The sequence below is a fragment of the Pseudonocardia sp. 2-7 genome, assembly GCF_056341085.1.
On the sequence record NZ_CP094507.1, the window covers coordinates 1,698,030 to 1,721,925 of the forward strand.

A 23,896-nucleotide genomic window follows, 5' to 3' on the forward strand; every position below is an offset into this window, starting at 1 on the left:
GCGCGTGGGGAGCAGGTCGGCGCCAGCGTAGGTGCCCGGCCCGCCGGTCCGCCGTGACCCGTGCCTCAGCGGGTGTGCGCCCGGGCGGCGGTCCGCACGATCCCCTCGACGAGCTCCGGCCAGACCCACCGCGGCAGGTCGTGGCCCATCCCCGGTACCTCCACCAGCTCGGCGCCGGGGACGGCCGCGGCGGTCGCACGGCCCCCGTCGGGGCGGATGACCCGGTCCTCACACCCGTGCAGCACCAGCGCCGGGCAGGTCAGCGCCCGCAGGTCCGCGGTGCGGTCCCGCTCGGCGACGATCGCCGCCAGCTGCCTGCCGGCCCCGCTGCCGTCGCCGGTCTCGCGGGCCTGCGCCCGCCGGAACGTGACGCGGACGTCCTCGTCGTCCACGGCGGTCCGGTCGTGGGAGCCGATCCGGCGGAACGACCGGACCATGCCCTCGACCGGGTCCGCGGGCGGCGGGCGCAGGAACTCCGGCAGCATCCGCGGCGCGGTCCGCCCGGTGCCGTCGCCGGGGCGGCCCATCACCGAGGTCAGCGACCGGACCAGGCCGGGGTGGCGGATCGCGGTCTCCTGGGCGACCGAGGCCCCCAGCGAGGCACCGACCACGTGCCCCCCGGACGGCGCGACCCGGGCGATCAGCCCGCCGGTGTCGTCGGCCATGTCGGCCAGGGTGTAGACCGGCCGGGCCCGGCGGGTCAGGAACCCCCACGCCGAGATCCCGGGGCCGGACAGGTGCGTCGAGCGGCCGACGTCGCGGTTGTCGAACCGCACCACCCGGAACCCGCGGCCGGCCAGGGCGGTGCAGAGGTCCTCGCGCCACCAGTCCAGCGACAGACCCAGGCCCATCACCAGGACCACCACCGGGTCGGCCGGGTCGCCGACGGACTGGTGGCACAGCCGGACCGCGCCGACGTCGGTGTACTGCTCGGGTTCCACACCCCGCGTTCGGCCGGACGCGACCCGCCGGTTCGTCCCGAACGGACGTGGCTACCCTGGTGCAGCGTGGCACCCACCTCCGTATTCCCCGCCCTGGAGCCGATCCTGCCCCGCGTCGCCAAGCCGGTGCAGTACGTCGGCGGTGAGGGGAACTCGCAGGTCAAGCCGTGGGACTCCGCGGCCGTCCGCTGGGCACTGCTCTATCCGGACGCCTACGAGGTCGGCCTGCCCAACCAGGGCGTCCAGATCCTGTACGAGGTCCTCAACGAGCGCGCCGACGCACTGGCCGAGCGCTGCTACGCGGTCTGGCCCGATCTCGAGGCCCTGATGCGCGAGTCGGGGGTGCCGTCGTTCACCGTCGACGCCCACCACGCGGTCGGTGACTTCGACGTCCTCGGCGTCTCGTTCTCCACCGAGCTCGGATACACCAACCTGCTCACCACGCTCGACCTGGCGGGGATCCCGCTGCACGCCCAGGACCGCGACGAGAGCCACCCGGTCGTCGTCGCCGGTGGGCACGCGGCGTTCAACCCGGAGCCGGTCGCGGACTTCGTCGACGTCGCCGCGCTCGGTGACGGCGAGGAGGTCGTCGGCGACATCACCGACGTCGTGCGGGACTGGAAGGAGCAGGGACGCCCGGGCGGGCGCCGGGAGCTGCTGCTGCGGCTGTCGTCGACGCCGGGCTGCTACGTGCCGTCCCTCTACGACGTGACCTACGCCGACGACGGTCACATCGCCGCCGTCACCCCGGCCGACGAGCGGGTCCCCGCGAGCGTGCAGAAGCGCACCACGATCGAGCTGGACGACTGGCCGTACCCGAAGAAGCCGCTGGTCCCGCTGGCCGAGACCGTGCACGAGCGGGCCAGCGTCGAGATCTTCCGCGGCTGCACCCGCGGCTGCCGGTTCTGCCAGGCCGGGATGATCACCCGCCCGGTGCGGGAGCGGTCGCTGCAGGGCGTCGGCGAGATGGTCGACGCCGCCGTGCGGGCCTCGGGCTTCGACGAGGTCGGTCTGCTGTCGCTGTCGAGCGCCGACCACTCCGAGATCGCCGAGATCACCAAGGGCCTCGCCGACCGCTACGAGGGCACCAACACCTCGCTGTCGCTGCCGAGCACCCGGGTCGACGCGTTCAACATCGACCTGGCCAACGAGATCTCCCGCAACGGCCGTCGCTCGGGGCTGACCTTCGCCCCCGAGGGCGGCTCCGAGCGCATCCGCCGCGTGATCAACAAGATGGTCTCCGAGGAGGACCTCATCCGGACCTGCGCCGAGGCGTTCTCCCAGGGCTGGCGGCAGGTCAAGCTGTACTTCATGTGCGGGCTGCCCACCGAGACCGACGAGGACGTCCTGGAGATCGCCGGGATGGCCTACCGGGTGATCGAGGCCGGGCGGAGGGCGTCGGGGCGCAACGACGTCCGCTGCACCATCTCCATCGGCGGGTTCGTCCCGAAGCCGCACACCCCGTTCCAGTGGGCCGCGCAGTGCCACCCCGAGGTCGTCGACTCCCGGCTGCGCAAGCTGCGCGAGGCGGTCAACGCCGACCGGAAGATCGGCCGCAACATCGGCATGCGCTACCACGACGGCGAGCCCTCGCTGATCGAGGGACTGCTCGCCCGCGGCGACCGCCGGGTCGGCGCCGTCATCGAGAAGGTCTGGCGCGACGGCGGCCGGTTCGACGGCTGGTCCGAGCACTTCTCCTACCGCCGCTGGGTCGACTCCGCCGCCGAGGCCCTGGAGCCGCAGGGGGTGTCGCTGGACTGGTTCACCACCCGCGAGCGCGACGCCGACGAGATCCTGCCCTGGGACCACCTCGACTCCGGCCTGGAGCGCGACTGGCTCTGGGAGGACTGGCAGGACGCGCTCGACGGCCGCGAGCAGGACGACTGCCGCTGGACGCCGTGCTTCGACTGCGGCGTCTGCCCGTCCACCGGTACCGACATCGAGGTCGGCCCCAGCGGGACCACCCTGCTGCCGCTGACCGTGGTCAACCCGACGGCCTCGGCCGCGGGGTCGCTCGGGGGCGCACACCCGGGTGACTGAGAACGGACTGTCCTCGATCCCGGACCCGGCCGTCGCCGACGCCGACGGATCCTCCTGGGAGTACGGCGGGAGGCGCCTGCGGGTCCGGGTCGCCGACGAGCGTGACGTCGCCGCGCTCGCCCGGCTGCGCCGCCTCTGGCTGGAGGAGCGCGCCGGGCGGCCGGTCGAGGACCCGTCGTTCGCCGAGTCGTTCGCCGCCTGGTGGCGGGTCGAGCAGCCGCGGCGGGCGTTCTGGGTGGCCGAGGCGGGCAGTGACCGCGCCGGGTGGACACCGGTCGGGTCGATCAACGTGCTGGAGACCGTGCAGATGCCCCGCCCCGGGGGCCGTGGCACGCGCAGCGGGCAGGTCGGCAACGCCTTCGTCCTCGCCGCGTTCACCGAGGCGGGGGTGCCGCGGGTGCTGCTCGCGGCGGTCGTCGCGCACGCCAGGGCCCGCGGGTACCGGCGGCTGATGCTCGCCCCGACCGCGGGGAGCGCCGCGTTCTACCGGCGTGCCGGGTTCCGGCCCGCCGGCGACGCGCTGCTGGTGCTGGAGCAGTAGACCTCCTGCAGCCGCTGCCCGGCGCGGGACAGGTCGAGCCGGCGGCCGTGCAGCCAGGCGGCGAACTCCGGCACGTCCGGCTCGCAGCCCTCCAGCAGCGGCAGCGTCGCCTCGGCGACCGGCCAGTACCGCGGCCGTCGCCCGGCCAGCACGTCGAGCACGTCGACGACCGTCCCCTCGGCCGGCTCGACGCGCAGCGGGTCACCACCGAGCCGTAGCGCGTTCCCGGTGGCCCGCCGCGCCCGGCTGAGCGTCCAGCGCAGCGCGGCCCCCGGGTCCTCGGCACCGGGGAACAGGAGCCCGACGGCGCGGCAGCGCGGGACCGGGCCGCTGCTGCACAGCACGAGCGCCAGCAGCGCCCACGGCTTGCGGCCCCGGACCGGTTCCGCGGCGCCCGCGCGGGGCGGGCCGAGCAGCCGGACGACGGTCACACGGCACCTCCCTGCCCGCAGGGGGAGGATGACACCGCCGCCGGGCCGCGGGAACCGGCCGTTCGGCCCCTCCTCTCAGAGGCGAACGGCCGTGACCAGCAGGTACTCGGAGTCCCAGTGGTCGCCGGTGCGGGCGGCGGTCAGCTGGTGGAGGAACGCGGCGTCCAGCTCGGCGGTCCGTTCCGGGGCGTCGGCGATGCGGGCGTAGGTGGTGACGATCGGCCCGTAGCGCTGCTTCCACCAGTCGCGGAACGCGGCCGGGGAGTCGGTGACCGCGAACCGGGCGGACCCCAGTGAGGTGTGCAGGTCCCGCACCCCGTCCCCGAGCAGCGTGCCCACGTGTGCCTCGTCCCCCCAGCGGACCGGCGGTGCCGAGCCGGGCGGCGGGGCGGGCACGAACGGGCGCAGCGTGGCGAGCAGCCCACCGACGAACCCGCCCGGTGTCCAGGAGAGCAGCCCGATCCGGCCGCCCGGACGGCAGACCCGCAGCAGCTCGGCCGCCGCCCGCTCGTGGAACGGGGCGAACATCACGCCCACGCAGGACAGCACGACGTCGAACGCGGCGTCGGGGAAGGGCAGCGCCTGGGCGTCGGCCTCGACCCACTCGAGCGCGGCCCCCCGGTCCGCGGCGAGCCGGGCGCCGACGGTCAGCAGCTCCGGGGTCAGGTCCGCGGCGACGACCGTGGCGCCGCGCAGCGCGGCCGGGATCGCCGCGTTGCCGGTGCCCGCGGCGATGTCGAGGACCCGGTCACCGGGGCCGACGGTCACCGCGTCGACGACGACCTCGCCCAGGCCGGGTATGAGTTCGGCCGCGACGGCCGGGTAGTCGCCGGAGGCCCACACGGCGCGGTGGGCCGCGCCGAGCGTGCCGAGGTCGGGAACGATGGTCATGGTGGGGTGCTCCTCCCGAGCGGCTGGTCGCCCCGCGAGGATCGGCGCGGACCGTGTGCCCGACCGTGTGCACACCCCTCCTAGACTCGGGTGCATGGCGCGCGTGAAGGCAGGAGCGGCGGCGAACCCGGCACCCCCGACGGTGCAGCGGGTCCGCCTGCGCTTCGCCAAGCGCGGACGGCTGCGGTTCCTCTCGCACCGCGACGTGGCCCGCAGCTTCGAACGCGCGGTCCGCCGGGCCGGTGTCCCGGTCTCGCACTCGCACGGCTTCAGCCCGCACCCGCGGCTGTCCTGGGTCGGCGCCGCCCCGACCGGGGCGGCCAGCGAGGCCGAGTACGTCGAGATGGGGCTGACCCGCGAGGTCGACCCGGAGCTGGTCCGGGAGGCCATGGACCGGGCGCTGCCCGACGGGCTCGACGTCGTCGCGGCGGCGGTCGCGACGCCGCCCGCGCTGGCCGACCGGATCGACGCCGCCCGCTGGCGGCTCGAGATCCGCGGGCTCGACCCCGCCGAGGTGCGGTCCGCGGTCGAGCGGTTCCTCGCCGAGACCTCGGTCGTGGTGACCCGGGTGACCCCGTCCGGGCGCAAGGAGATCGACGTGCGCGCCGCCGTCGTGACTCTGTCGGTCGAACCGCAGGTGAACGGCACACCGGCCGATCATGACCCGTCCGGGGCGGCGGGTTCCCCGGGTTCGGTCACCGACTGTGCGATACTGACGGCGGTCGTACGGCTGACGACACCGACCGTCCGACCCGATGACGTACTGGGCGCGCTCACCGTCGTCGCAGACCTGGCGCCGCCGGTACCGGTGACGGCCACCCGGTTGGCGCAGGGCCTGCTCGACGACGGGGGCGACCTGGTGGATCCGCTCGGTGCGGTCCCGGCGACCCGGGCCCGGCCGGACGGTTCCTGACACGGACGGCACTTCCCGCCTCCGGTCCGGCGTCGAGCACCATCCCCGAAGACCGGGGAGCGACACCAGATGTGCCGTACCGCGCAACCCGCGCGAGCTGCGGAACGTACGCGCAAGGTCCCTGAGCGGCCGCCTCCGACGTGAGGCGCCCGGGGGCGAAGGAGCTGAATGTCCGTGAACGACGCGCCCGCCGGTAGCACCGGCGGGCTCTCCGAGCTGCCGGAGAAGATGCGGGTCCACGCCCTGGCCAAGCTGCTGGGCACGGCGAGCCGCGATGTCCTGGCGACCCTGGTCGGTCTGGGCCAGGAGGTCCGTAGCGCCCAGTCCAGCATCACCCGTGCGACGGCCGAGCAGGTCGTCGCGGCGCTGCGCCCGGTCACGGACGCGGCCGGGGCCACCTCCCCGGACCCCGCCGACGGTGCCGAGCCCGCCGCGGCGGAGCCCGCCCCCGCGTCCGGCGCGCCGGACGCCGCCCTCGCCGAGGCCGCGGCCGTACTCGACATCGGCCCCGCCGACGCCGGGGACGCGACCACCGAGGTCCCGGCGAACCCGTTCGACACCGGTTCCGGTGCCTCCCGGGGCGGGGCCGCGCCCGCACTGGCGCCGGTCTTCGCCGTCCCGATGTTCCAGGCCCCCACCGCCCAGGGCACCGCGCAGACCGCTCCGGCGGCGGCCGAGCCCGCCGGCGACGACGCGGCCGAGCAGCCCGGTGGCGAGGACGGCACCGACGGCGGCCCCCGCCGCGGCCGCAAGAGCCGCCGCCGCAAGGACCGCGACACCGACACCACCGCGGCCCCGGCCGCGGACACCGGGGCCACCACCCCGGCCGCCGACGACGCCGACGGGACCACCGACGCCGACGACCGGGGCGACGGCTCCGACGACGACGGCGAGGACGAGAACGGCAACCGTCGCCGCCGCCGCCGGGGCCGTCGTGGCCGCGGCCGCGGCAAGGGCGGCGAGGACTCCGGCGAGGACGGTGACGACTCGGAGGACTCCGACGAGTCCGGTTCCGAGGACCCCGGTTCCACCGGGGCCGACTCCGAGGACTCCGACGACGCCGACGACGACTCCGACGAGCAGTCCTCGGGCGGCTCGCGCCGCCGGCGGCGCCGTCGTCGTCGCGGGGGGTCCGACGTCGAGGACCGTTCCGAGGACGACCCGCCCAACACCGTCACCCGGGTCCGCGAGGCCCGGAGCGAGTCCCGCCAGGACTCCGGGTCGTCCTCCGACGACCAGGTCCAGGGCGTGCGCGGCTCCACCCGGCTCGAGGCCAAGCGCCAGCGCCGGCGGGACGGCCGCGACGCGGGCCGCCGCCGTCCGCCGATCCTGTCCGAGTCGGAGTTCCTGGCCCGGCGCGAGTCGGTCGACCGCCAGATGGTGATCCGCCAGCGCTCCGACCGCACCGAGATCGGCGTGCTCGAGGACGACATCCTCGTCGAGCACTTCATCACCGGCGGCAACTCCGGCAGCTCGATGGTCGGCAACGTCTACCTCGGCCGCGTGCAGAACGTGCTGCCCTCGATGGAGGCGGCCTTCGTCGACATCGGGCGCGGCCGCAACGCCGTGCTCTACGCCGGTGAGGTCGACTGGGACGCCGCCGGCCTCAACGGTAAGGCGCGCAAGATCGAGCAGGCGCTGTCCTCCGGCGACCAGGTGCTGGTGCAGGTCACGAAGGACCCGGTCGGCCACAAGGGTGCCCGGCTGACCACGCAGATCTCCCTCGCCGGCCGCTTCCTGGTCTACGTGCCCTCCGGCGGCGCCGCGGGGATCTCCCGCAAGCTGCCCGACACCGAGCGCAAGCGCCTCAAGGAGATGCTGAAGGAGATCGTCCCGGCCGACGCCGGTGTGATCATCCGGACCGCCTCCGAGGGTGTCTCGCACGAGGCCCTCGAGCGCGACGTCCGCCGCCTGCAGGCGCAGTGGGAGGTCGTCAAGGAGAAGGCGAACAAGACCGGCCCGGGCGCGCCCAAGGCCCCGACGCTCCTCTACGAGGAGCCGGACATGCTGGTCAAGGTCGTCCGCGACCAGTTCAACGAGGACTTCTCGAAGCTGATCGTGTCCGGCGCCGACGCCTGGGACACCGTGTCCGGCTACGTCGGGCACGTCGCGCCCGAGCTCACCGACCGGATGCACCGCCACACCGGCCCGTCCGACGTCTTCACCGAGTACCGGATCGACGAGCAGCTGCTCAAGGCACTGGACCGCAAGGTCTGGCTGCCCTCGGGCGGCACCCTGGTGATCGACCGGACCGAGGCGATGACCGTCGTCGACGTCAACACCGGCAAGTTCACCGGCTCCGGCGGCAACCTCGAGGAGACCGTCACCCGCAACAACCTGGAGGCGGCCGAGGAGGTCGTCCGCCAGCTGCGGCTGCGTGACATCGGCGGGATCATCGTCGTCGACTTCATCGACATGGTGCTCGAGGCGAACCGGGACCTGGTCCTGCGCCGCCTCACCGAGTGCCTCGCCCGGGACCGCACCCGCCACCAGGTCGCCGAGGTGACCTCGCTCGGCCTGGTCCAGATGACCCGCAAGCGGGTCGGGGGCGGGCTGCTGGAGCACTTCTCCACCACCTGCGAGCACTGCCGCGGGCGGGGCGTGATCGTCTCGACCGACACCGGTCCGGACCACCAGCACGGCCGTTCCGGCAACGGCGCGCAGTACGGGAACGGCTCCGGCAACGGGAACGGCAACGGCGGCGGATCCGGCAACGGGTCCGGCTCCGGGAACGCCGGCAACGGCGACTCCGACGGCGGCGGGCGTCGCCGTCGTCGCCGCGGTGGCAACGGCAACGGCGAGTCCGGCAACGGCGAGTCCGGCCACGCCGCCTCCGGCAACGGGGACGCCGACCGCCACGACGCCGACCGCCACGCGCCCGACCGCAACGGCTCCGGGCACCGCAACGGTGCCGACCGTGCCGAGGACCGGGACGGCTCCGGCGAGACCGGGCGCGTCGACGCCGCCGCGGGTGCCGCGGCCGTCGCCGCGGGCAGTACCCCGAAGGGCGACGACGGCGCGGCCGCCGGGTCCACCGGGGTCTCCGTCCCGGCCACGGCCGACACCACCGTCACCGACGCCGCACCCGCACCGGCCCCGGCCGACGACGAGACCGTCGTCGCCGAGCCGCGCGGTGAGCTGACCGGTCCGGCCGCCCCGGTGGTCGCCGAGCCCACCGGGGCCCCGCAGGCCGCGACACCGGCCCAGGACGTGGCCCCTGCCCAGGACGTGGCCCCGGAGCCGGCGGGGACGACCCCCGCCGCCCCGGAGCCCGACGCACCCGCACCGCGCCGCCGCCGGGTCAGCCGCTCCGCCGGCGCCCCGGTCCGCGGTGGTGAGGCGGTGGTCATCACGACCGCCTCGACGCCGGAGGAGTCCGCTCCGCCGGCGGCCACGGCGGCACCGGCCGACGCGGGAACGGCGGCCGCTCCGGCCGTCGCCGCGCAGCCGGAGCCCGCCGCGGCCGTCACCCGTACCCGCCGTCCACGCCGGGCGGCCTCCCGTCCGGCGGGTCCGCCCCAGGACGGAGGGTGACGGCGACCCCGGCGGAGAGCACTCCGACGGGGTCGCGTAACCTTGACCGACAGAAGCCACGCCTCTGCACACGACAGTGTTCGGCACGGGGGCCGTGGTGTGCGCGCCGGGGACCGGCGCGAGCTGTGAAAGCCCGAGCGCACCAGATGCGCCCCCGATGTTCAGGAGTCGTGCGTCAGCGATGTACGCGATCGTCAAGACCGGCGGCAAGCAGTACAAGGTGGCCGTCGACGACGTGGTCACCGTCGAGAAGCTCGACGGTGAGCCCGGCGCCGAGATCATTCTGCCCGCCGTGCTGCTCGTCGACGGCGACCAGGTGACCACCGACGCCAGCGGCCTCACCTCCGCGGTGACGGCCACCGTCGTCGAGCACACCAAGGGTCCGAAGATCCGGATCCACAAGTTCAAGAACAAGACCGGGTACCACAAGCGTCAGGGGCACCGTCAGCCCCTGACGAAGGTCCAGGTCACCGCGATCGGCAAGTAAGGAGCCCGCGTCATGGCACACAAGAAGGGTGCGTCCAGCTCCCGTAACGGTCGCGACTCCAACGCCCAGTACCTGGGTGTGAAGCGGTTCGGCGGCCAGTCGGTCAAGGCCGGCGAGATCCTCATCCGTCAGCGCGGCACCGCCACCCACCCGGGTGTCAACGTCGGGCGCGGCAAGGACGACACGCTGTTCGCCCTCGCCGCCGGGACCGTCGAGTTCGGTTCCAAGCGCGGCCGCAAGACCGTGAACATCGTGCCGGCCGAGGTCTGAGCGACCCGCCAGCACAGCGACGCCGACGGCGGGTCACCCCGGTAACGGGGGGGCCCGCCGTTCGTCGTGTCACCACCCACCGCGGCCCCGCCGCGGAACGACAACGACAGGAGCACCGTCATGTCCCGGTTCGTGGACCGCGTCGTGCTGCACGCGACCGCGGGTGCCGGGGGCAACGGCTGCGCCTCGGTACACCGCGAGAAGTTCAAGCCGCTCGGCGGCCCCGACGGCGGCAACGGCGGCCGGGGCGGCTCGGTCGTGCTCGTCGTCGACGCGGGTGTGCACACCCTGCTCGACTACCACCACCGCCCCCGCGCGGAGGCGAAGAACGGCACCCAGGGGCAGGGCGCGTTCAAGCAGGGCGCGAACGCCCCGGACCTGGAGCTGCGGGTGCCCGACGGCACCGTCGTGCTCGACGCCGGCGGCGAGGTCGTCGCCGACCTGGTCGGTGTCGGCACCCGGTTCGTCGCCGCCGAGGGCGGACGGGGCGGGCTCGGCAACGCCGCGCTGTCCTCCGCCGCCCGCAAGGCCCCCGGCTTCGCGCTGCTCGGTGAGCCCGGCGACGAGGTCGAGCTGACCCTGGAGCTGCGCAGCCTCGCCGACGTCGGCCTCGTCGGGTTCCCCAGCGCGGGCAAGTCCTCGCTGGTGGCGGCCCTGTCCGCGGCCCGCCCGAAGATCGCCGACTACCCGTTCACCACCCTCGTGCCCCAGCTCGGGGTGGTCAGCGCGGGGGACGACACCTTCACCGTCGCCGACGTCCCCGGCCTCATCCCGGGCGCCGCCGACGGCCGCGGCCTCGGCCTGGAGTTCCTGCGCCACATCGAGCGCTGCTCGGTGCTGGTGCACGTCGTGGACTGCGCGACCTTCGAGACCGAGCGCGACCCGGTGTCCGACATCGAGGCACTGGAGACCGAGCTGGCGCACTACGCCGAGGCCCTCGGCACCAGCGCGCTGGGGGAGCGGATCGACCAGCGCCCGCGCCTGGTCGCGCTCAACAAGATCGACGTCCCGGACGCCGCGGACCTGGTCGACATGGTCCGCGAGGACCTGACCGAGCGCTTCGGCTGGCCGGTGTTCGCGATCTCCACCGCGTCCCGGGCCGGGCTGCGGGAGCTGAGCTTCGCGATGGCCGAGCGGGTCGCCGCGGCCCGTGCCGCGCGCCCGGAGGCCGAGCCGAGCCGGGTCGTGCTGCGCCCGCGCGCCGTCGATGACACCGGCTTCACCATCACGCCCGACCCGGAGCTCGACGGCGGGTTCGTCGTGCGCGGGGAGCGCCCCGAGCGGTGGATCCGCCAGACCGCGTTCGAGAACGACGAGGCCGTCGGCTACCTCGCCGACCGGCTCGCCCGGCTCGGCGTGGAGGAGGCGCTCGCCAAGGCCGGAGCCGTCCCCGGCTGCCCGGTCACCATCGGCCAGGTCACCTTCGACTGGGAGCCGTCCACCCCGGCCGGCGTCGCCGCCCTGCTCACCGGGCGCGGCACCGACATCCGGCTGGAGGGCAACGACCGGGTCGGCGCCGCCGAGCGCAAGCGCGCCCGGGTCGCGCGCCGGAACCACCTGTCCGACGCCGAGCTCGCCGCGGGCGCCCGCTACTCGTCGGACCACGAGATCGAGGAGTGAGACCCGCGTGAGCACGCGCGCCGCACTGGGTGCGGCGAAGCGGATCGTGGTGAAGGTCGGGTCGTCGTCACTGACGAGCCTGACCGGTGGTCTCGACCCGGCCCGGCTCGACGCCCTGGTCGACGCCCTGGTGGGGCGCCGCACCGCCGGTGCGCAGGTCGTGCTCGTCTCCTCGGGGGCGATCGCGGCCGGCCTCGCGCCGTTGCAGCTGCGCCGCCGGCCGCGGGACCTGGCGACCCAGCAGGCCGCCGCGTCGGTCGGGCAGCTGCTGCTCGCCCACGCCTACTCGGCGTCGTTCGCCCGGCACGGGCAGGGCATCGGGCAGGTGCTGCTCACCGCCGACGACATGATCCGCCGCTCGAACTACCGCAACGCCCAGCGCACCCTCGAGCGGCTGCTGCAGCTCGGGTCGCTGCCGGTGGTCAACGAGAACGACACCGTCGCCACCGCCGAGATCCGGGTGGGCGACAACGACCGGCTCGCCGCGCTCGTCGCGCACATCGTCGGCGCCGACGCGCTCGTGCTGCTCTCCGACGTCGACGGCCTCTACGACGGCCACCCGCGCGACCCTGGGACGTCGCTGATCACCGAGGTCGACGACCCGGCCGAGCTCGCCGGGGTCAGCGTCACCCGCCCCGGGTCGGGACTGGGCACCGGCGGCATGGCCACCAAGGTCGAGGCGGCCGCGATGGCGTCGGCGGCCGGGATCCCGGTGCTGCTGACCTCCGCCGACCGGATCGCCGACGCCCTGGCCACCACCGAGGACGGCCCGAAGGTCGGCACGGTGTTCCGCGCCGCGGGGACCCGGATGGGTGCCCGCCGGTTCTGGCTGCGGCACGCCGCCGACGTCCGCGGGGCCCTCGACCTCGACGACGGCGCGGTCGAGGCCGTCCGCCGCCGTCGCCGCTCGCTGCTCGCCGCCGGGGTGCACGGCGTGTCCGGTGACTTCGACGCCGGCGACGTCGTCGAGCTGCTCGCCCCCGGTGGGCGGGCCATCGCGCGGGGTGTCGTCTCCTACGACGCGACCGAGCTGCCGCACATGATCGGCCGACGGACCCGCGAGCTGCCGCCCGAGCAGCGGCGCGAGCTCGTCCACGCGGACGACCTCGTTCTGCTCTAGACGGCGGCAGGGGCACAATGCCCGCATGTCGGCCGACCGCGCCCGTTCCGCGCTGGTCGCGTCCCTGGTCCGCGACGGCCGGGTGCGCACCCCCGCGGTCCGCGCGGCACTGGAGACGGTGCCGCGCCACCTGTTCCTGCCCGCCCTCGACCCCGGCGGGGCCTACAACGACGTCGCCGTCCCGATCAAGGTCGACGACGGCGTGACGGTCAGCTCGGTCTCCCAGCCGTCGATGGTCGCGATCATGCTGGAACAGCTGGAGGCCGGGCCGGGGCACCGGGTGCTGGAGATCGGTGCGGGGGCCGGCTGGAACGCGGCGCTGCTGGCGGAGCTGGTCGGTCCGGACGGGGCCGTGACCACCCTCGACATCGACGACGACCTGGTCGCCGGGGCCCGGGCGAACCTGGACGCCGCCGGGTTCGACGGCGTCGACGTCGTCGTCGGGGACGGGGCGCTCGGGTACCCGCCCGCCGCGCCCTACGACCGGATCGAGCTGACCGTCGGCTCCACCGGCGTCCGGCCGGAGTGGGTCGCCCAGCTCGCGCCCGGTGGGCGGCTGCTGCTGCCGCTCACGGTGCGCGGCAGCCAGCTGTCGGTGGCGTTCGCCCACACCGCCCCGGGACGGCTGCACTCGCGGTCGGTGCGCAGCTGCGCGTTCGTCCGGCTGCGCGGGGAGGGCGCCGACCCGGGCGCCGAGGTCGCGCTTCCGGACGGCCGGTGGCGGGTGCAGCCCGCCTGCGGCTCCGACGACGCCGACGTCCCGGACCCGCGGGCGCTGGCCCGCGCGACCACCGGTGCGGGCACCGACCGGCCGGTGGCCGCGGCGGGCACGGTGGCGGACCTGTGGGACGGGCTCGGGCTGTGGTGCGCGGTCGCGGACCCGGGGGTGGTGCGGCTGTTCGGCCCGGCCGGGGGCGGGGTCGCACCGGCGCTGTTCGACCTCGGTGGCGTCCGCGCGACGCTGGGCCTGGTCGCGGGCGACGGGTGCGCGGTGCTGCTGGGGGACCCGGAGGCGACGGTGCGGGCCTGCGGGCCGGACGGTGACCTCGCCGCCGAGCGGCTGGCCGGGCTGGTCGCGGGGTGGGTCGACGCGGGCCGGCCGCACGCGGCGGACCTGCGGATCGAGGCGGTCGTCCCGTCGCTCGCGGGTCCCGGTGGCGGGGCGGAGCGCGGCTCCGGTGTGGACCGGGCCGGGCCGGGGGACGTGGTGGTGGACGGCGCGGGTACCCGGCTGACGCTGCGCTGGGGTCCGGCCACGGGCTGACACGCGGGGACACGGCCCGGAGCCGGGCCCGGGGCGACACGGTCCCGCACCGCTGCTGCGGCGCGGAGCCCGTGGCCCGGTGCCCCGGCCCACCGGCGTCCCCGGGCGGGCCGCCGGCGGACCCCGGGCCCGCCGGCGGCCCGCCCGCGGTGACCGGGGCACGGTGCTCACCGGGACCGGGTCGTCCGCTTCGGACCCGTCGTCTTCGTCGTGGTCCGCGGCGCCGCGGTCGCCCGGGGGGCCGGGGTCCGCGCGGCGGTGGTCCGCGGTGTGCCCGGGGACCGGGCGACGACCGTGCGGTGGTGGTCGTGGTCGTCGTCGTCGAGCGCGGAGACCGGCACCCACCGCGGCCCGGCCGGTGACACGACCGCCTCGGGCGCCGGGCAGGCGGCCGGGTCCACCTCCAGGTAGTCGTCGCCGTCGGCCTCCAGGACCCCGCACACCTGCCGTTCCGGTCCGGTCGAGCAGGCGGTCAGCGGGGCCCCGGCGACGACGACCAGTGCGAGTGCGGAGAGCCAGGTCGCGGTCCGCACGGCTCAGACCTGCTCGACGTCGAAGTTGACCAGACCGCCCTGGATCTCGGTCACGGTCGCGCGGACGTCGATCGAGTCCTCGCCGGAGGTGACGCGGCAGCCGACGGCCTGGCCGGTGGTGGGGGCGAGGTCGCCGTCGCAGGTGGTGGTGTCGATCGGGACGCCGGCGTTCTGCGCGACGAGCGAGCCGACGGTGTCCTGCAGCAGGGCCTTCGGCACCGGGCGGGGCTCGGTGGTGATGTCGAAGGAGACGTTGTCCCCGTCGACGGCGGTGACGGTGACGACCGCGCCGACCGGCTGGCCACCGGAGTGGAACTCGCAGGTCTGGCTCGCCCCGACGGTCGCGTCGAGGTCGGTGGCGCAGTCGGCCTTCCCGTTGTCGAGGGAGACGCCCTGCGCGCCCAGCTTGCTGACGATCTGCTGCTCGACGCTGTCCGCCGGGACGGAGGCGAGGCTGCAGGCCGTGGTGCCGAACAGGACGGTGCCGGTCGCCGCGGCGACCAGGCCGAGCCGGGCGAGGCTGCGCAGGGTGGCGTTCATGGTGTCTCCTCGGGTGGTGGCCCCGGCGGCCCGGGCGGCCGGTGGGGCGAACACCACGAACTCTGCGGTGGGCCACTGGCAATCCACTTGCAGCGGCCTTGCAGGGTCCTGCACGCGGTCCCGCGGAGCGCGGCTCAGGCGCTCCGGCCCACCACCCGGGTGGCGACGGTGCCGCCGTCACCGAGCTCGTCGAGGACTGCGGCGATCGCCGCCCGTCCACCCGCGACGCCCTCGGTGAACGCGGTGGCGTACCGCTCCGCCGAGCCGCCGAGCGCGGCCCGGACCAGGGCGACGTTGCGCTCGGAGTCCTGCGGGTCCATCTCCTCGGGCCGGTAGCCGACCTCGCCGCCGACCGCGGACACCGCCCCCAGCAGCCGGGCGCCCCGCGCTCCGTCGCCGGACTGTCCCAGCGCGCCCGCGAGCGTGTGCACCGCGACCAGCCAGGACGTCACGTCGGGTTCGCCACCGAGGAACCGCACGAGCGACTCGGCCTCGTCCAGCGCAGCCGGATCGCCGCGGTCGAGCAGGGTCTTCACCAGGTGCCAGCGCGAGGACCCGTCGGCGAACCCGTGCCCGGCCCGCCGCGCCACGGCCACCGCGGACCGCAGCACGTCCAGCGCCGTCGCCGTGTCCCCGCCGAGGCGCGCGAGGTGCCCGGCGGCCATCAGCGTCTCGGACTCACCGGGGCCGTCCCCGGCCGCGCGCGAGACCGCGAGTGCCTCGCCCAGCAGGGCCTGCGCGGCCGCCGGGTCGGCCGCCGCGGCCAGGTAGGCGCGGAACGCGAGCCCGCGGGCGACCTTCGTCGGGTGCCGGGCCGGGTCCATCCGTTCCAGCCCGGCGGCGACGTCGGCGGCCGCACCGGCCGGGTCACCGGCCAGGTAGCGCAGGGGACCGGAGGCGAAGTGCGCCAGCCCGACGGCCTCCGGGTCGGCGTCCGGCCCGGCCGCGGCCAGCGCGGCGGTGGCCCACCCGATGCCCTCGGCGACCCGGCCGAAGCGGTACCAGTACCAGCCCATCGCCCCGGCCAGGCGCAGCGCGTCGTCGACCGCGGCGGCACCGCCGTCGGCCAGCGCGGCACCGAACGCGGCCCGCACGTTCGGCTGCTCGGCGCGGACCCGCCCGAACCAGCGGGCCGCGTCGTGGCCGAGCCACGCGGCGTCGGCCTCGGTGACGACGTCGAGGACCCAGCGCCGGTGCGCGGTGCGGGCCGCGGTGCGCGCGGCGTCGTCGAGCAGGGTGTCGCCGAAGGCCCGCAGGGTCTCCAGCAGCGCGAACCGGCGGGGGCCCGGCGTACCGGTGTCGACGCCGACCAGGGACTTCGCGACGAGCGTGGCCAGCCCGTCGCGGACCGGCACCCCGGCGACGGCGGCGGCCGCGGCCGCGTCGAACCCGCCGGTGAACACCGACAGCGCCCCGAACAGCCGCCGGTCGGCCGGGCCGAGGTCGTCGACCGACAGCGCGATGGTGTGCTCCAGGCTCCGGTGCCGGGCGGGGGTACCCCGGCCGGCCCCCACGAGCAGGGAGAACCGGTCGTCGAGGGCGTCGGCGATCTCCCCGACCGACAGGGTGCGGCTGCGGGCGGCCGCCAGCTCGACGGCCAGCGGGAGCCCGTCGAGCCGGGCGCAGACCTCGGCGACGCGGGCCCGGTCGTCGCCGGTGGGGGCCGCGCCGGGGGCCGCGGCCGACGCGCGGTCCAGGAACAGCTGCTCGGCCGCGGCGGAGGACAGCGGCGCGAGCTCCAGCAGCTGCTCACCGGGCAGGTCGACGGGCTCGCGGCTGGTCGCGACCACCCGCACGCCGGGGCACGCGGACAGCAGCGTGGTGAGCAGCTCGGCGACGGCGTCGAGGACGTGCTCGCAGTTGTCGAGCACCAGCAGGCCGGGGGCGCCGGCCAGGGCGGCGGCGAGCTGGTCGGCGCCCTGGGCGGTGAGCACCCCGGCGGCCTCGGCGACGACCGGGGCGAGCAGCGCGCCGGAGGTCCCCGGGGCGAGGTCGGCGAGCTCGGCCCACCACACCGGACCGCCCGCGTCGGCGGCGAGCGCCAGCGCCACGCGGGTCTTGCCCACCCCGCCGGGGCCGACGACGGTGACGAGCCGGTGGGCGTCGAGGGCGGCGCGCAGCCGGACGAGGTCGTCGTCGCGGCCGAGCAGCGCCGTCGACGGCACCGGCAGCGGCCTGCGGGTGGTCCCGGCGGCGGGCGCCGGGGCGTCGGCGGCGGGGGCCCGGCGCAGCAGCTCCGGGTCGTGGGCGAGCACCGCCCGTTCGGTCGCGGCGAGGCCGGGCCCCGGGTCGACGCCGAGCTCCTCGGCGAGCAGGTCCCGCGCGGTCCGCAGGACGGCGAGGGCGTCGGCCTGGCGCCCGGCGCGGTAGAGCGCGCCCGCAGCTCCCACGCGCGCTCGCGCAGGGGGTACTCGGCGGTGAGCGCGGCCAGGTCGTCGAGCAGCGTCACGTCCTCGCCGGTGGCGAGCGCGGCGGCGGCCCGGTCCTCGCGGATCCCGGCGCGCAGCTCGGTCAGCGCGGCCACCTCGGCGGCCAGGAAGGCACGGTCGGCGAGGTCGCCGAACGGGGTGCCGTCGCCGGTGGCCAGCGCCAGGTCCAGCACGGACACCGCCTCGTGCGGGCGTCGCTGCGCCAGCGCGGTCGCGCCCCGGGCGGCGAGCTCGCGCATCGCCCACACGTCGACCTGCTCGGGCCGGAGGGCCAAGGTGTAGCCGCCGCTGCCGCGGACCAGCACCGTCGCGGCCCCGCGCGCCGAGCGGCCGGGCTCCAGGACACCGCGCAGCCGGGCGACGTAGGTGTGCAGCGCCTGCTTCGCGGCCGGGGCGGGTTCGGAGTCCCAGACGGCGTCGATGAGCAGGTCCTCGGTGGCCGGACGCCCGGCGGCGACGACGAGCGCGGCGAGCAGGGCCCGCGGGCGCGGCCCGCCGAGCCCCAGGTCGTCGCCGTCACGGCTCGCCCGCACACCTCCGAGGACCGAGAGCTGCAGTGACGACGCCTGCGGGGGGACCGCCTCCGCAGGCACGGCAGGACCGGACATGCCCCGACCCTACGAAGATGATCCGGATCTCCGGAATCATCTGCCCTGATGATGCGTGGCCGGTCAGCCGCGCGGCTCCAGGTGGACCAGCGGGATCTCGCGGGTGGTGCTGCGCTGGTAGCCGGCGTAGTTGCGGTACTTCCCGGCGATCTGCGGCCAGAGCGTCGCGCGGTCGGCCGGGTCGGCGATCCGGGCGCGCATCGGTACGCGGGGCCCGCCCTGCACGGCGACCTCGACGTCCGGGTCCGCACGCAGGTTGAGGAACCAGGCGGGGTGGCGGTCGTCGCCGCCCCGGGAGGCGACGACGACGTAGCTCCCGTCACCGTGGACCGGTGCCGTCAGCAGCACCGTGCGCGGCTCGCCGGAGCGCCGGCCGCGGGTGGTCAGCTCGACGACGGGCATCCCCATCGCCGAGTGGCCGACCTTCCCACCGGTCAGCCGGATCAGCAGACGGTGGCCCGCGTTCATGGCCTTCAGCGCGATGTCGGGTGGGTTCACGACCCCGAGCCTACCGGCGGGTAGCCGGGCTCGTCAGCTCGTCGCGACCTTCTCCAGTGCGGGCCGCAGCCCGTCGAGCAGCCAGCCCACCGACACCACGTTCGGCGCCTGCAGGGCGATGGCCTGGTCCAGCGTCACCGGTGTGTAGGTGCCCTGCCGCACCGCTCGCACCCGGCGCACCAGCTCGTCGCCCTCGAACCTCGCGCGGTCGGTCGGCCCCGCGAAGGTCATCAGGAGCAGGTCGGCCTCCGACAGCCTGCCGACCTCTTCGTAGGACACCCCCACCGTGCCCGGGGCCAGCGCGTCGCTCGCCGGCGCGTCCCGGAACGACGCCGGCACCTCCAGACCCAGCGACCGCAGGAACACCGTGGACTGGTTCTGCTCGCCGACCACCATCGGCAGGATCTCCCCGCGGGCCTGCCCGTAGAGGTAGGTCCTCCCGGCGAGCCCGGGCAGCCGGTCACGGGTCTCGGCGATGCGGCGGTCCGCCTCGGCGACCAGCGTCTCGACGGCGTCCCCGCGGCCCAGCGCCCGACCGATCTGGCGGGCGTCGTCCTGCATGGAGGAGGTGTACAGGCCCTCGGCGTAGGTGACGGTCGGCGCGATCCGCGACAGCGCCTCGTAGCCCGCTCGGTCGCTGACCTGGAACGCCGAGACCCCGAGGACCAGGTCGGGCCGGAACGCCGCGATCTGCTCCAGCGGCAGCGTCCCGTCGGGCTCGATCGCCAGCACCTCGGGCGGGAGGGGGTCGAGGTAGGGGAGCACGGGACCGCTGTCGCCGGAGCTGCGGACCGCGCCGACGACCGGTGCGTCGACGGCCTGGGCGACGGCCAGGTCGTTCATGCCCAACGCGACGACCCGCTGCGGGGGTGCGGGCACCGTCGTCTCGCCGAAGGCGTGCCGGACGGTCACCGGGAACGCGGCCCCGTCGGACGGCGTCGCCGGGGCGGTGCCGGTGCCGCCGGGCGACGCGCCGCAGCCGGTCAGGACCAGGGCCGCACCGAGCAGCGTCGCGAGCAGCGTGGTTCCACGGTGCCTCATCGTTCTCCTCAGGTGAGGTGAGGCTCACCTTGTATCAGAGAACAGGTACGGCGAGGAAGTCTCACCCGGCGACGGCCAGCACCAGCGGCAGCACCTCCGGGGCCCCGGCCCGGCGCAGCGCCCGCGCGGCGACCGTCATCGTCCATCCCGAGTCGACGACGTCGTCGACCAGCAGCACCGGCCCGTCCACCCCGGACAGGTCCGGCACGGTCGCGCTGTCGATCCCCTCCCACACCACGGCCAGGCGCTGGGCGGAGTTCTCGGTCGCCGCGGGGCGCTCGCCGGCGGGGGACAGGGTGCCGAGCAGCGGCAGCCTGCCGATCTCGGCGATCCGCCGGGCGAGGTGGTCGAGCTGGTGCGGGCGGGTGCGTGAGCCGATCCCGACCACGCCCACCGGGCGCTGTTCCCAGCCCCACCCGGCGAGCACCCGGACCAGCGCGTCGAGCACGTCGGCCGGCACCGGGTCGTCGCCGCCGGTCACGAGCTCGCGCAGCCGGGTGCCCCACCCGATGTCGGACAGCCGCCCGATCGCCCGGCCGGACGCGGCCTGCTCGCCCGCGCCGATCCTCCCGGACAGCGGGACCCCGATGTCCTTCATCCCGGACGGCCACATCTTCCGCGGCGCGACCTCGATCCCGGGCCGGGTCAGGCGCTCGGCGGCGGCCTGCTCGCCGTCGGCGGACACCTCGTCGGACCAGACGGTGCCGGTGCAGGTGTCGCAGCGCCCGCACGGCGTCGGGTCCGGGTCGTCGAGCTGGCGGCGCAGGAACACCAGCCGGCACTCGGTGGTCGCGATGTAGTCGAGCATCGCCTGCTGCTCGGACCGGCGGGCGGAGTTCACGCGCTCGTGCCGCTCGGTGTCGTAGACCCACTCCCGGCCGGTCGCGACCCAGCCGCCCTTGACCCGCTTCGCGGCGCCGTCGGCGTCGAGGACCTTGAGCAGCATCTCCAGCCGGGTGCGGGACAGGTCGACCCGGGTCTCGATCGAGGCGGTGGACTGCGGCCGGTCCGACAGCACGGCGAGGGTCTGACGGACCAGCGGCTCGGGCGGGAACGCCAGCGACGCGAAGTAGGCCCAGATGTCGCGGTCCTCGCGGCCGGGCAGCAGCACCACCTCGGCCCGGTCCAGCGCACGCCCGGCACGGCCGATCTGCTGGTAGTAGGCGACCGGCGAGGCGGGCGCGCCGAGGTGCACGACGAACCCGAGGTCGGGCTTGTCGAAGCCCATGCCCAGCGCGGAGGTCGCGACCAGGGCCTTCACCCGGTTCTCCATCAGGTCGGACTCGGCGGCGAGGCGGTCCTCGGGGTCGGTGCGCCCGGAGTAGGAGCGCACGGCGACGCCGCGCTCGCGCAGGAACTCGGCGACGTCGTCGGCCGCCTGGACGGTGAGCGTGTACACGATCCCGGCGCCGGGCATCTCGTCGAGCCTGGCCGCGAGCCAGGCCAGCCGCCGCGCCGGGCTCGGGAGCCGGACCACCGCCAGGCGCAGCGACTCGCGGTCCAGCGACCCGCGCAGGACCAGCGTGTCCTGCTGGTCGCGCCCCATGCCGAGCTGCTCGGAGACGTCGGTGACGACCCGGTCGTTCGCCGTCGCCGTCGTGGCCAGCACCGGGATCCCCGACGGCAGCTCGGCGATCAGCGTGCGCAGCCGCCGGTAGTCCGGGCGGAAGTCGTGGCCCCAGTCGGAGACGCAGTGCGCCTCGTCGACCACCAGCATCCCCGCGCTCGCCGCCAGCTCCGGCAGCACCCGGTCCCGGAAGTCGGGGTTGTTGAGCCGCTCCGGGGACACGAGCAGCACGTCGACGTCGCCGTTCGCGATGTCGGCGTAGACCGCGTCCCACTCGTCGGCGTTCGCCGAGTTCACCGTGACCGCCACGATCCCGGAGCGGATCGCGGCGTCGATCTGGTTGCGCATCAGCGCCAGCAGCGGCGACACGATCACCGTCGGCCCGGCGCCCTGGGCGCGCAGCAGCGCGGTCGCCACGAAGTAGACCGCGGACTTGCCCCAGCCGGTGCGCTGCACGACCAGCGCGCGGCGGTGCTGGGCGACGAGTGCCTCGATCGCCCTCCACTGGTCCTCGCGCAGCCGGGCCTGCGGGCCGGCCAGCTGCTGCAGGACGGTCTCGGCGCGCTCGCGCAGGTCGGTGCTCGATGCGGTGGTCACGGCACCCATGGTGGACCCGACCCCCGACAGCGACCCGACGCGGGCCACCGGGGTGTGAACCGGGCCACCCGTCCGACGCGCGGCGGGCCGGGCGTGCAGGATGATCGCGTGTCGTCCGACAGCCCCGTCCACCGCCCGGTCTTCGGCTCCGTGGCGGACGTGACCGCCCGGCTCGCCGACGCCGGCTACCTGGCCTCGACGGCCGTCGCGACGACGGTGTTCCTCGCGGACCGGCTCGGCAAGCCGCTGCTCGTCGAGGGCCCCGCAGGCGTCGGGAAGACCGAGCTGGCCAAGGCCGTGGCCGCGGCGACGGAGTCCGGGCTGGTCCGTCTGCAGTGCTACGAGGGCATCGACGAGGCCCGCGCGCTCTACGAGTGGAACCACGCCAAGCAGCTGCTGCGGATCACCGCCGGGCAGCGCGGTGACGACGGCGCGGACTGGGACGCCACCCGCGACGACGTGTTCTCCGAGGAGTTCCTGCTCCCGCGCCCGCTGCTCACCGCGATCCGGCGCACCGACCCGACCGTGCTGCTGATCGACGAGATCGACAAGGCCGACGTCGAGGTCGAGGGCCTGCTGCTGGAGGTCCTGTCCGACTTCCAGGTCTCCATCCCCGAGCTGGGCACGGTCACCGCGAACCGGCGCCCGTTCGTGCTGCTGACCTCGAACTCCACCCGTGAGCTGTCCGAGGCGCTCAAGCGCCGCTGCCTGTTCCTGCACCTGGACTTCCCCGACGCCGACCTGGAGCGCCGGATCGTGCTCACCCGCGTCCCGGAGCTGACCGAACAGCTCACCGACGCCCTGGTGCGCACCGTGCGGGTGCTGCGCGCGATGGAGCTGCGCAAGGCCCCCAGCGTCGCCGAGACGATCGACTGGGGCCGCACCCTGCTCGCCCTGGGCCTCGACACCCTCGACGACGACGCCGTCCGCGCCACCCTCGGTGTCGTGCTGAAGCACCGCTCGGACGCCGACAAGGCCGCCGCCGAGCTGCGACTGAACTGAACGGCCCAGTCACGCACCGCTGATCGGCTGTCAAGATCTGCGCCCCTATGGAGTGAAGATCGGATCGATCGGGGCACCGGGCGTAACCGGGACGGGTGGCGCGAGTTGTTCCGGTTACACGCTCCCCAGCGACCGGAGGTCCACCGATGACCGCCCTCCCGGAACTGCCCCGCACCGCCCGCCGCCTGCTGCGCGCCGGACTGGCCGCCGGTGCCGTGCTCGCGCTCGGGCTCGCCGCCGCAGGCACCGCGTCGGCGCAGGACGGCGCCCCGGACGCCGGTGTGCACCCGGGGGTCATGACCCGTACCGGACCCGAGGGTGCGCAGTGCACCGCGAACTTCGTCTTCACCGACGGGTCCGCGACCTACCTCGGGCAGGCCGCACACTGCGCGGGCACCGGCGGGTCCACCGAGGTGGACGGGTGCGAGGCCGGGTCGCTGCCGCTCGGCACCCCGGTCGAGGTCGAGGGCGCCGCCGCACCGGGGCGGCTCGTGTACTCCTCCTGGCTGAGCATGCAGGAGCGGGGCGAGACCGACCCGGACACCTGCCGGTTCAACGACTTCGCGCTGGTCGAGCTCAGCCCGGACGACGCCGCTCGCACGAGCCCCACGGTGCCCTTCTACGGCGGCCCGGCCGGGGTGGCCGCCGACGGCGTCGCGACCGGCGGGATCGTCTACGGCTACGGCAACTCCTCGCTGCGCCAGGGCGTGCGCGCGCTGCGGCCGAAGACCGGCACCTCGACCGGCACCGGGGGCGGCGGCTGGACGCACACCGTCGTGACCGTCCCGCCCGGCGTGCCCGGTGACTCCGGCTCGGGCTACCTGACCGCCGACGGCCGTGCCCTCGGCGTCCTCTCGACGCTGAACCTCGCTCCGGCGCCCGGCACGAACGGCATCAGCGACCTGCGGAGGATCCTCGACTACGCCAACGGCCCCGGCGGCCACGGCGGAGCACTGCGCCTGGTCGAGGGCGACCGTCCCTTCACCCCGCAGCCGATGCCGATCGACCCCGCCTTCTAGGCGGAGGACC

General features: G+C 75.7%; 19 protein-coding genes and 1 pseudogene. 11 read left to right on the plus strand and 9 right to left on the minus strand.

Going from position 1 to position 23,896, the window contains the following annotated elements; genetic code table 11:
- Nucleotides 1-65: 65 nt before the first annotated feature.
- Nucleotides 66-941, minus strand: a complete 876-nt coding sequence (locus tag MTO91_RS08460; RefSeq protein ID WP_405418463.1) for an alpha/beta fold hydrolase — start codon at nt 939-941, stop codon at nt 66-68.
- Nucleotides 942-1,007: 66 nt separating this feature from the next.
- Here MTO91_RS08460 and MTO91_RS08465 point away from each other — a divergent pair, with 66 nt between their 5' ends.
- Both MTO91_RS08465 and MTO91_RS08470 read left to right on the plus strand, forming a co-directional pair.
- Complete coding sequence (locus MTO91_RS08465; protein WP_405418461.1) at nt 1,008-2,981, plus strand: TIGR03960 family B12-binding radical SAM protein; 1,974 nt, start codon at nt 1,008-1,010, stop codon at nt 2,979-2,981.
- A complete protein-coding gene (locus MTO91_RS08470; protein WP_208819388.1) occupies nt 2,974-3,522 on the plus strand; it encodes a GNAT family N-acetyltransferase in 549 nt (182 codons plus the stop codon). Before MTO91_RS08465 ends, MTO91_RS08470 begins: the two co-directional genes overlap by 8 nt.
- Here MTO91_RS08470 and MTO91_RS08475 read toward each other — a convergent pair.
- Together MTO91_RS08475 and MTO91_RS08480 are read right to left on the minus strand one after the other, a co-directional pair.
- On the minus strand, nt 3,465-3,953 hold the full coding sequence (locus MTO91_RS08475; protein WP_251784733.1) for an AfsR/SARP family transcriptional regulator: 489 nt from the start codon (nt 3,951-3,953) through the stop codon (nt 3,465-3,467). The two genes, MTO91_RS08470 and MTO91_RS08475, sit on opposite strands and share 58 nt — an antisense overlap.
- A 75-nt stretch (nt 3,954-4,028) precedes the next feature.
- Nucleotides 4,029-4,844, minus strand: coding sequence for a class I SAM-dependent methyltransferase (locus tag MTO91_RS08480; RefSeq protein ID WP_405418458.1), 816 nt, complete (start codon nt 4,842-4,844; stop codon nt 4,029-4,031).
- 94 nt (nt 4,845-4,938) lie between these two features.
- On the opposite strand from MTO91_RS08480, the gene MTO91_RS08485 reads away from it, so the two are divergent.
- The 7 genes from MTO91_RS08485 to MTO91_RS08515 all read left to right on the plus strand — a co-directional run bounded on the left by MTO91_RS08485 (nt 4,939) and on the right by MTO91_RS08515 (nt 14,052).
- The gene (locus tag MTO91_RS08485) at nt 4,939-5,757 is read left to right on the plus strand and encodes a TIGR03936 family radical SAM-associated protein (protein WP_179760648.1); all 819 of its coding nucleotides are present in this window, start codon (nt 4,939-4,941) and stop codon (nt 5,755-5,757) included.
- 168 nt (nt 5,758-5,925) lie between these two features.
- Nucleotides 5,926-9,291 carry a translation initiation factor IF-2 N-terminal domain-containing protein gene (locus MTO91_RS08490; protein ID WP_476654209.1) on the plus strand — a complete coding sequence of 1,122 codons (3,366 nt, stop codon included), beginning with the start codon at nt 5,926-5,928 and terminating at the stop codon, nt 9,289-9,291.
- Nucleotides 9,292-9,472: 181 nt separating this feature from the next.
- A complete protein-coding gene (gene rplU, locus MTO91_RS08495) occupies nt 9,473-9,778 on the plus strand; it encodes a 50S ribosomal protein L21 (RefSeq protein WP_020624746.1) in 306 nt (101 codons plus the stop codon).
- 12 nt (nt 9,779-9,790) lie between these two features.
- Nucleotides 9,791-10,048, plus strand: a complete 258-nt coding sequence (gene rpmA / locus MTO91_RS08500) for a 50S ribosomal protein L27 (RefSeq protein WP_020624745.1) — start codon at nt 9,791-9,793, stop codon at nt 10,046-10,048.
- 120 nt (nt 10,049-10,168) lie between these two features.
- Nucleotides 10,169-11,668, plus strand: a complete 1,500-nt coding sequence (gene obgE, locus MTO91_RS08505; RefSeq protein WP_405418455.1) for a GTPase ObgE — start codon at nt 10,169-10,171, stop codon at nt 11,666-11,668.
- Between the two features lie 7 nt (nt 11,669-11,675).
- Entirely contained in the window at nt 11,676-12,788 is a 1,113-nt protein-coding gene (gene proB / locus MTO91_RS08510; protein ID WP_405418454.1) for a glutamate 5-kinase, read from the plus strand.
- Between the two features lie 25 nt (nt 12,789-12,813).
- Nucleotides 12,814-14,052: a methyltransferase domain-containing protein gene (locus MTO91_RS08515; RefSeq protein WP_476654210.1), complete on the plus strand. Its 1,239-nt coding sequence runs from the start codon at nt 12,814-12,816 to the stop codon at nt 14,050-14,052.
- Between the two features lie 167 nt (nt 14,053-14,219).
- Here the strand turns inward: MTO91_RS08515 and MTO91_RS08520 are convergent, their stop codons facing one another.
- The 6 genes and pseudogenes from MTO91_RS08520 to MTO91_RS08545 all read right to left on the minus strand — a co-directional run bounded on the left by MTO91_RS08520 (nt 14,220) and on the right by MTO91_RS08545 (nt 21,865).
- Nucleotides 14,220-14,585, minus strand: coding sequence for a hypothetical protein (locus MTO91_RS08520; RefSeq protein WP_251784727.1), 366 nt, complete (start codon nt 14,583-14,585; stop codon nt 14,220-14,222).
- 3 nt (nt 14,586-14,588) lie between these two features.
- Nucleotides 14,589-15,125, minus strand: a complete 537-nt coding sequence (locus tag MTO91_RS08525) for a DUF4333 domain-containing protein (protein ID WP_251784726.1) — start codon at nt 15,123-15,125, stop codon at nt 14,589-14,591.
- Between the two features lie 134 nt (nt 15,126-15,259).
- Nucleotides 15,260-18,162: pseudogene (locus MTO91_RS08530) on the minus strand (ATP-binding protein).
- A gap of 63 nt (nt 18,163-18,225) precedes the next feature.
- On the minus strand, nt 18,226-18,630 hold the full coding sequence (locus tag MTO91_RS08535) for a nitroreductase/quinone reductase family protein (RefSeq protein WP_062404411.1): 405 nt from the start codon (nt 18,628-18,630) through the stop codon (nt 18,226-18,228).
- A 63-nt stretch (nt 18,631-18,693) separates the two neighbouring features.
- Nucleotides 18,694-19,701: an ABC transporter substrate-binding protein gene (locus tag MTO91_RS08540; protein WP_476654211.1), complete on the minus strand. Its 1,008-nt coding sequence runs from the start codon at nt 19,699-19,701 to the stop codon at nt 18,694-18,696.
- 61 nt (nt 19,702-19,762) lie between these two features.
- Nucleotides 19,763-21,865 carry a RecQ family ATP-dependent DNA helicase gene (locus tag MTO91_RS08545; protein WP_476654212.1) on the minus strand — a complete coding sequence of 701 codons (2,103 nt, stop codon included), beginning with the start codon at nt 21,863-21,865 and terminating at the stop codon, nt 19,763-19,765.
- Nucleotides 21,866-21,973: 108 nt separating this feature from the next.
- On the opposite strand from MTO91_RS08545, the gene MTO91_RS08550 reads away from it, so the two are divergent.
- Both MTO91_RS08550 and MTO91_RS08555 read left to right on the plus strand, forming a co-directional pair.
- Entirely contained in the window at nt 21,974-22,867 is an 894-nt protein-coding gene (locus MTO91_RS08550; protein WP_476654213.1) for an AAA family ATPase, read from the plus strand.
- Between the two features lie 146 nt (nt 22,868-23,013).
- On the plus strand, nt 23,014-23,886 hold the full coding sequence (locus MTO91_RS08555; RefSeq protein ID WP_476654214.1) for a serine protease: 873 nt from the start codon (nt 23,014-23,016) through the stop codon (nt 23,884-23,886).
- Nucleotides 23,887-23,896: the final 10 nt, after the last annotated feature.

Coding starts and splice junctions, on each gene's coding strand:
- MTO91_RS08480 (WP_405418458.1), bottom strand. CDS start 4,844: ATGACCATCGTTCCCGACCTCGGCACGCTCGGCGCGGCCCACCGCGCC.
- MTO91_RS08485 (WP_179760648.1), top strand. CDS start 4,939: ATGGCGCGCGTGAAGGCAGGAGCGGCGGCGAACCCGGCACCCCCGACG.
- MTO91_RS08490 (WP_476654209.1), top strand. CDS start 5,926: ATGTCCGTGAACGACGCGCCCGCCGGTAGCACCGGCGGGCTCTCCGAG.
- rplU (WP_020624746.1), top strand. CDS start 9,473: ATGTACGCGATCGTCAAGACCGGCGGCAAGCAGTACAAGGTGGCCGTC.
- rpmA (WP_020624745.1), top strand. CDS start 9,791: ATGGCACACAAGAAGGGTGCGTCCAGCTCCCGTAACGGTCGCGACTCC.
- obgE (WP_405418455.1), top strand. CDS start 10,169: ATGTCCCGGTTCGTGGACCGCGTCGTGCTGCACGCGACCGCGGGTGCC.
- MTO91_RS08515 (WP_476654210.1), top strand. CDS start 12,814: ATGTCGGCCGACCGCGCCCGTTCCGCGCTGGTCGCGTCCCTGGTCCGC.
- MTO91_RS08525 (WP_251784726.1), bottom strand. CDS start 15,125: ATGAACGCCACCCTGCGCAGCCTCGCCCGGCTCGGCCTGGTCGCCGCG.
- MTO91_RS08535 (WP_062404411.1), bottom strand. CDS start 18,630: ATGAACGCGGGCCACCGTCTGCTGATCCGGCTGACCGGTGGGAAGGTC.
- MTO91_RS08540 (WP_476654211.1), bottom strand. CDS start 19,701: ATGAGGCACCGTGGAACCACGCTGCTCGCGACGCTGCTCGGTGCGGCC.
- MTO91_RS08555 (WP_476654214.1), top strand. CDS start 23,014: ATGACCGCCCTCCCGGAACTGCCCCGCACCGCCCGCCGCCTGCTGCGC.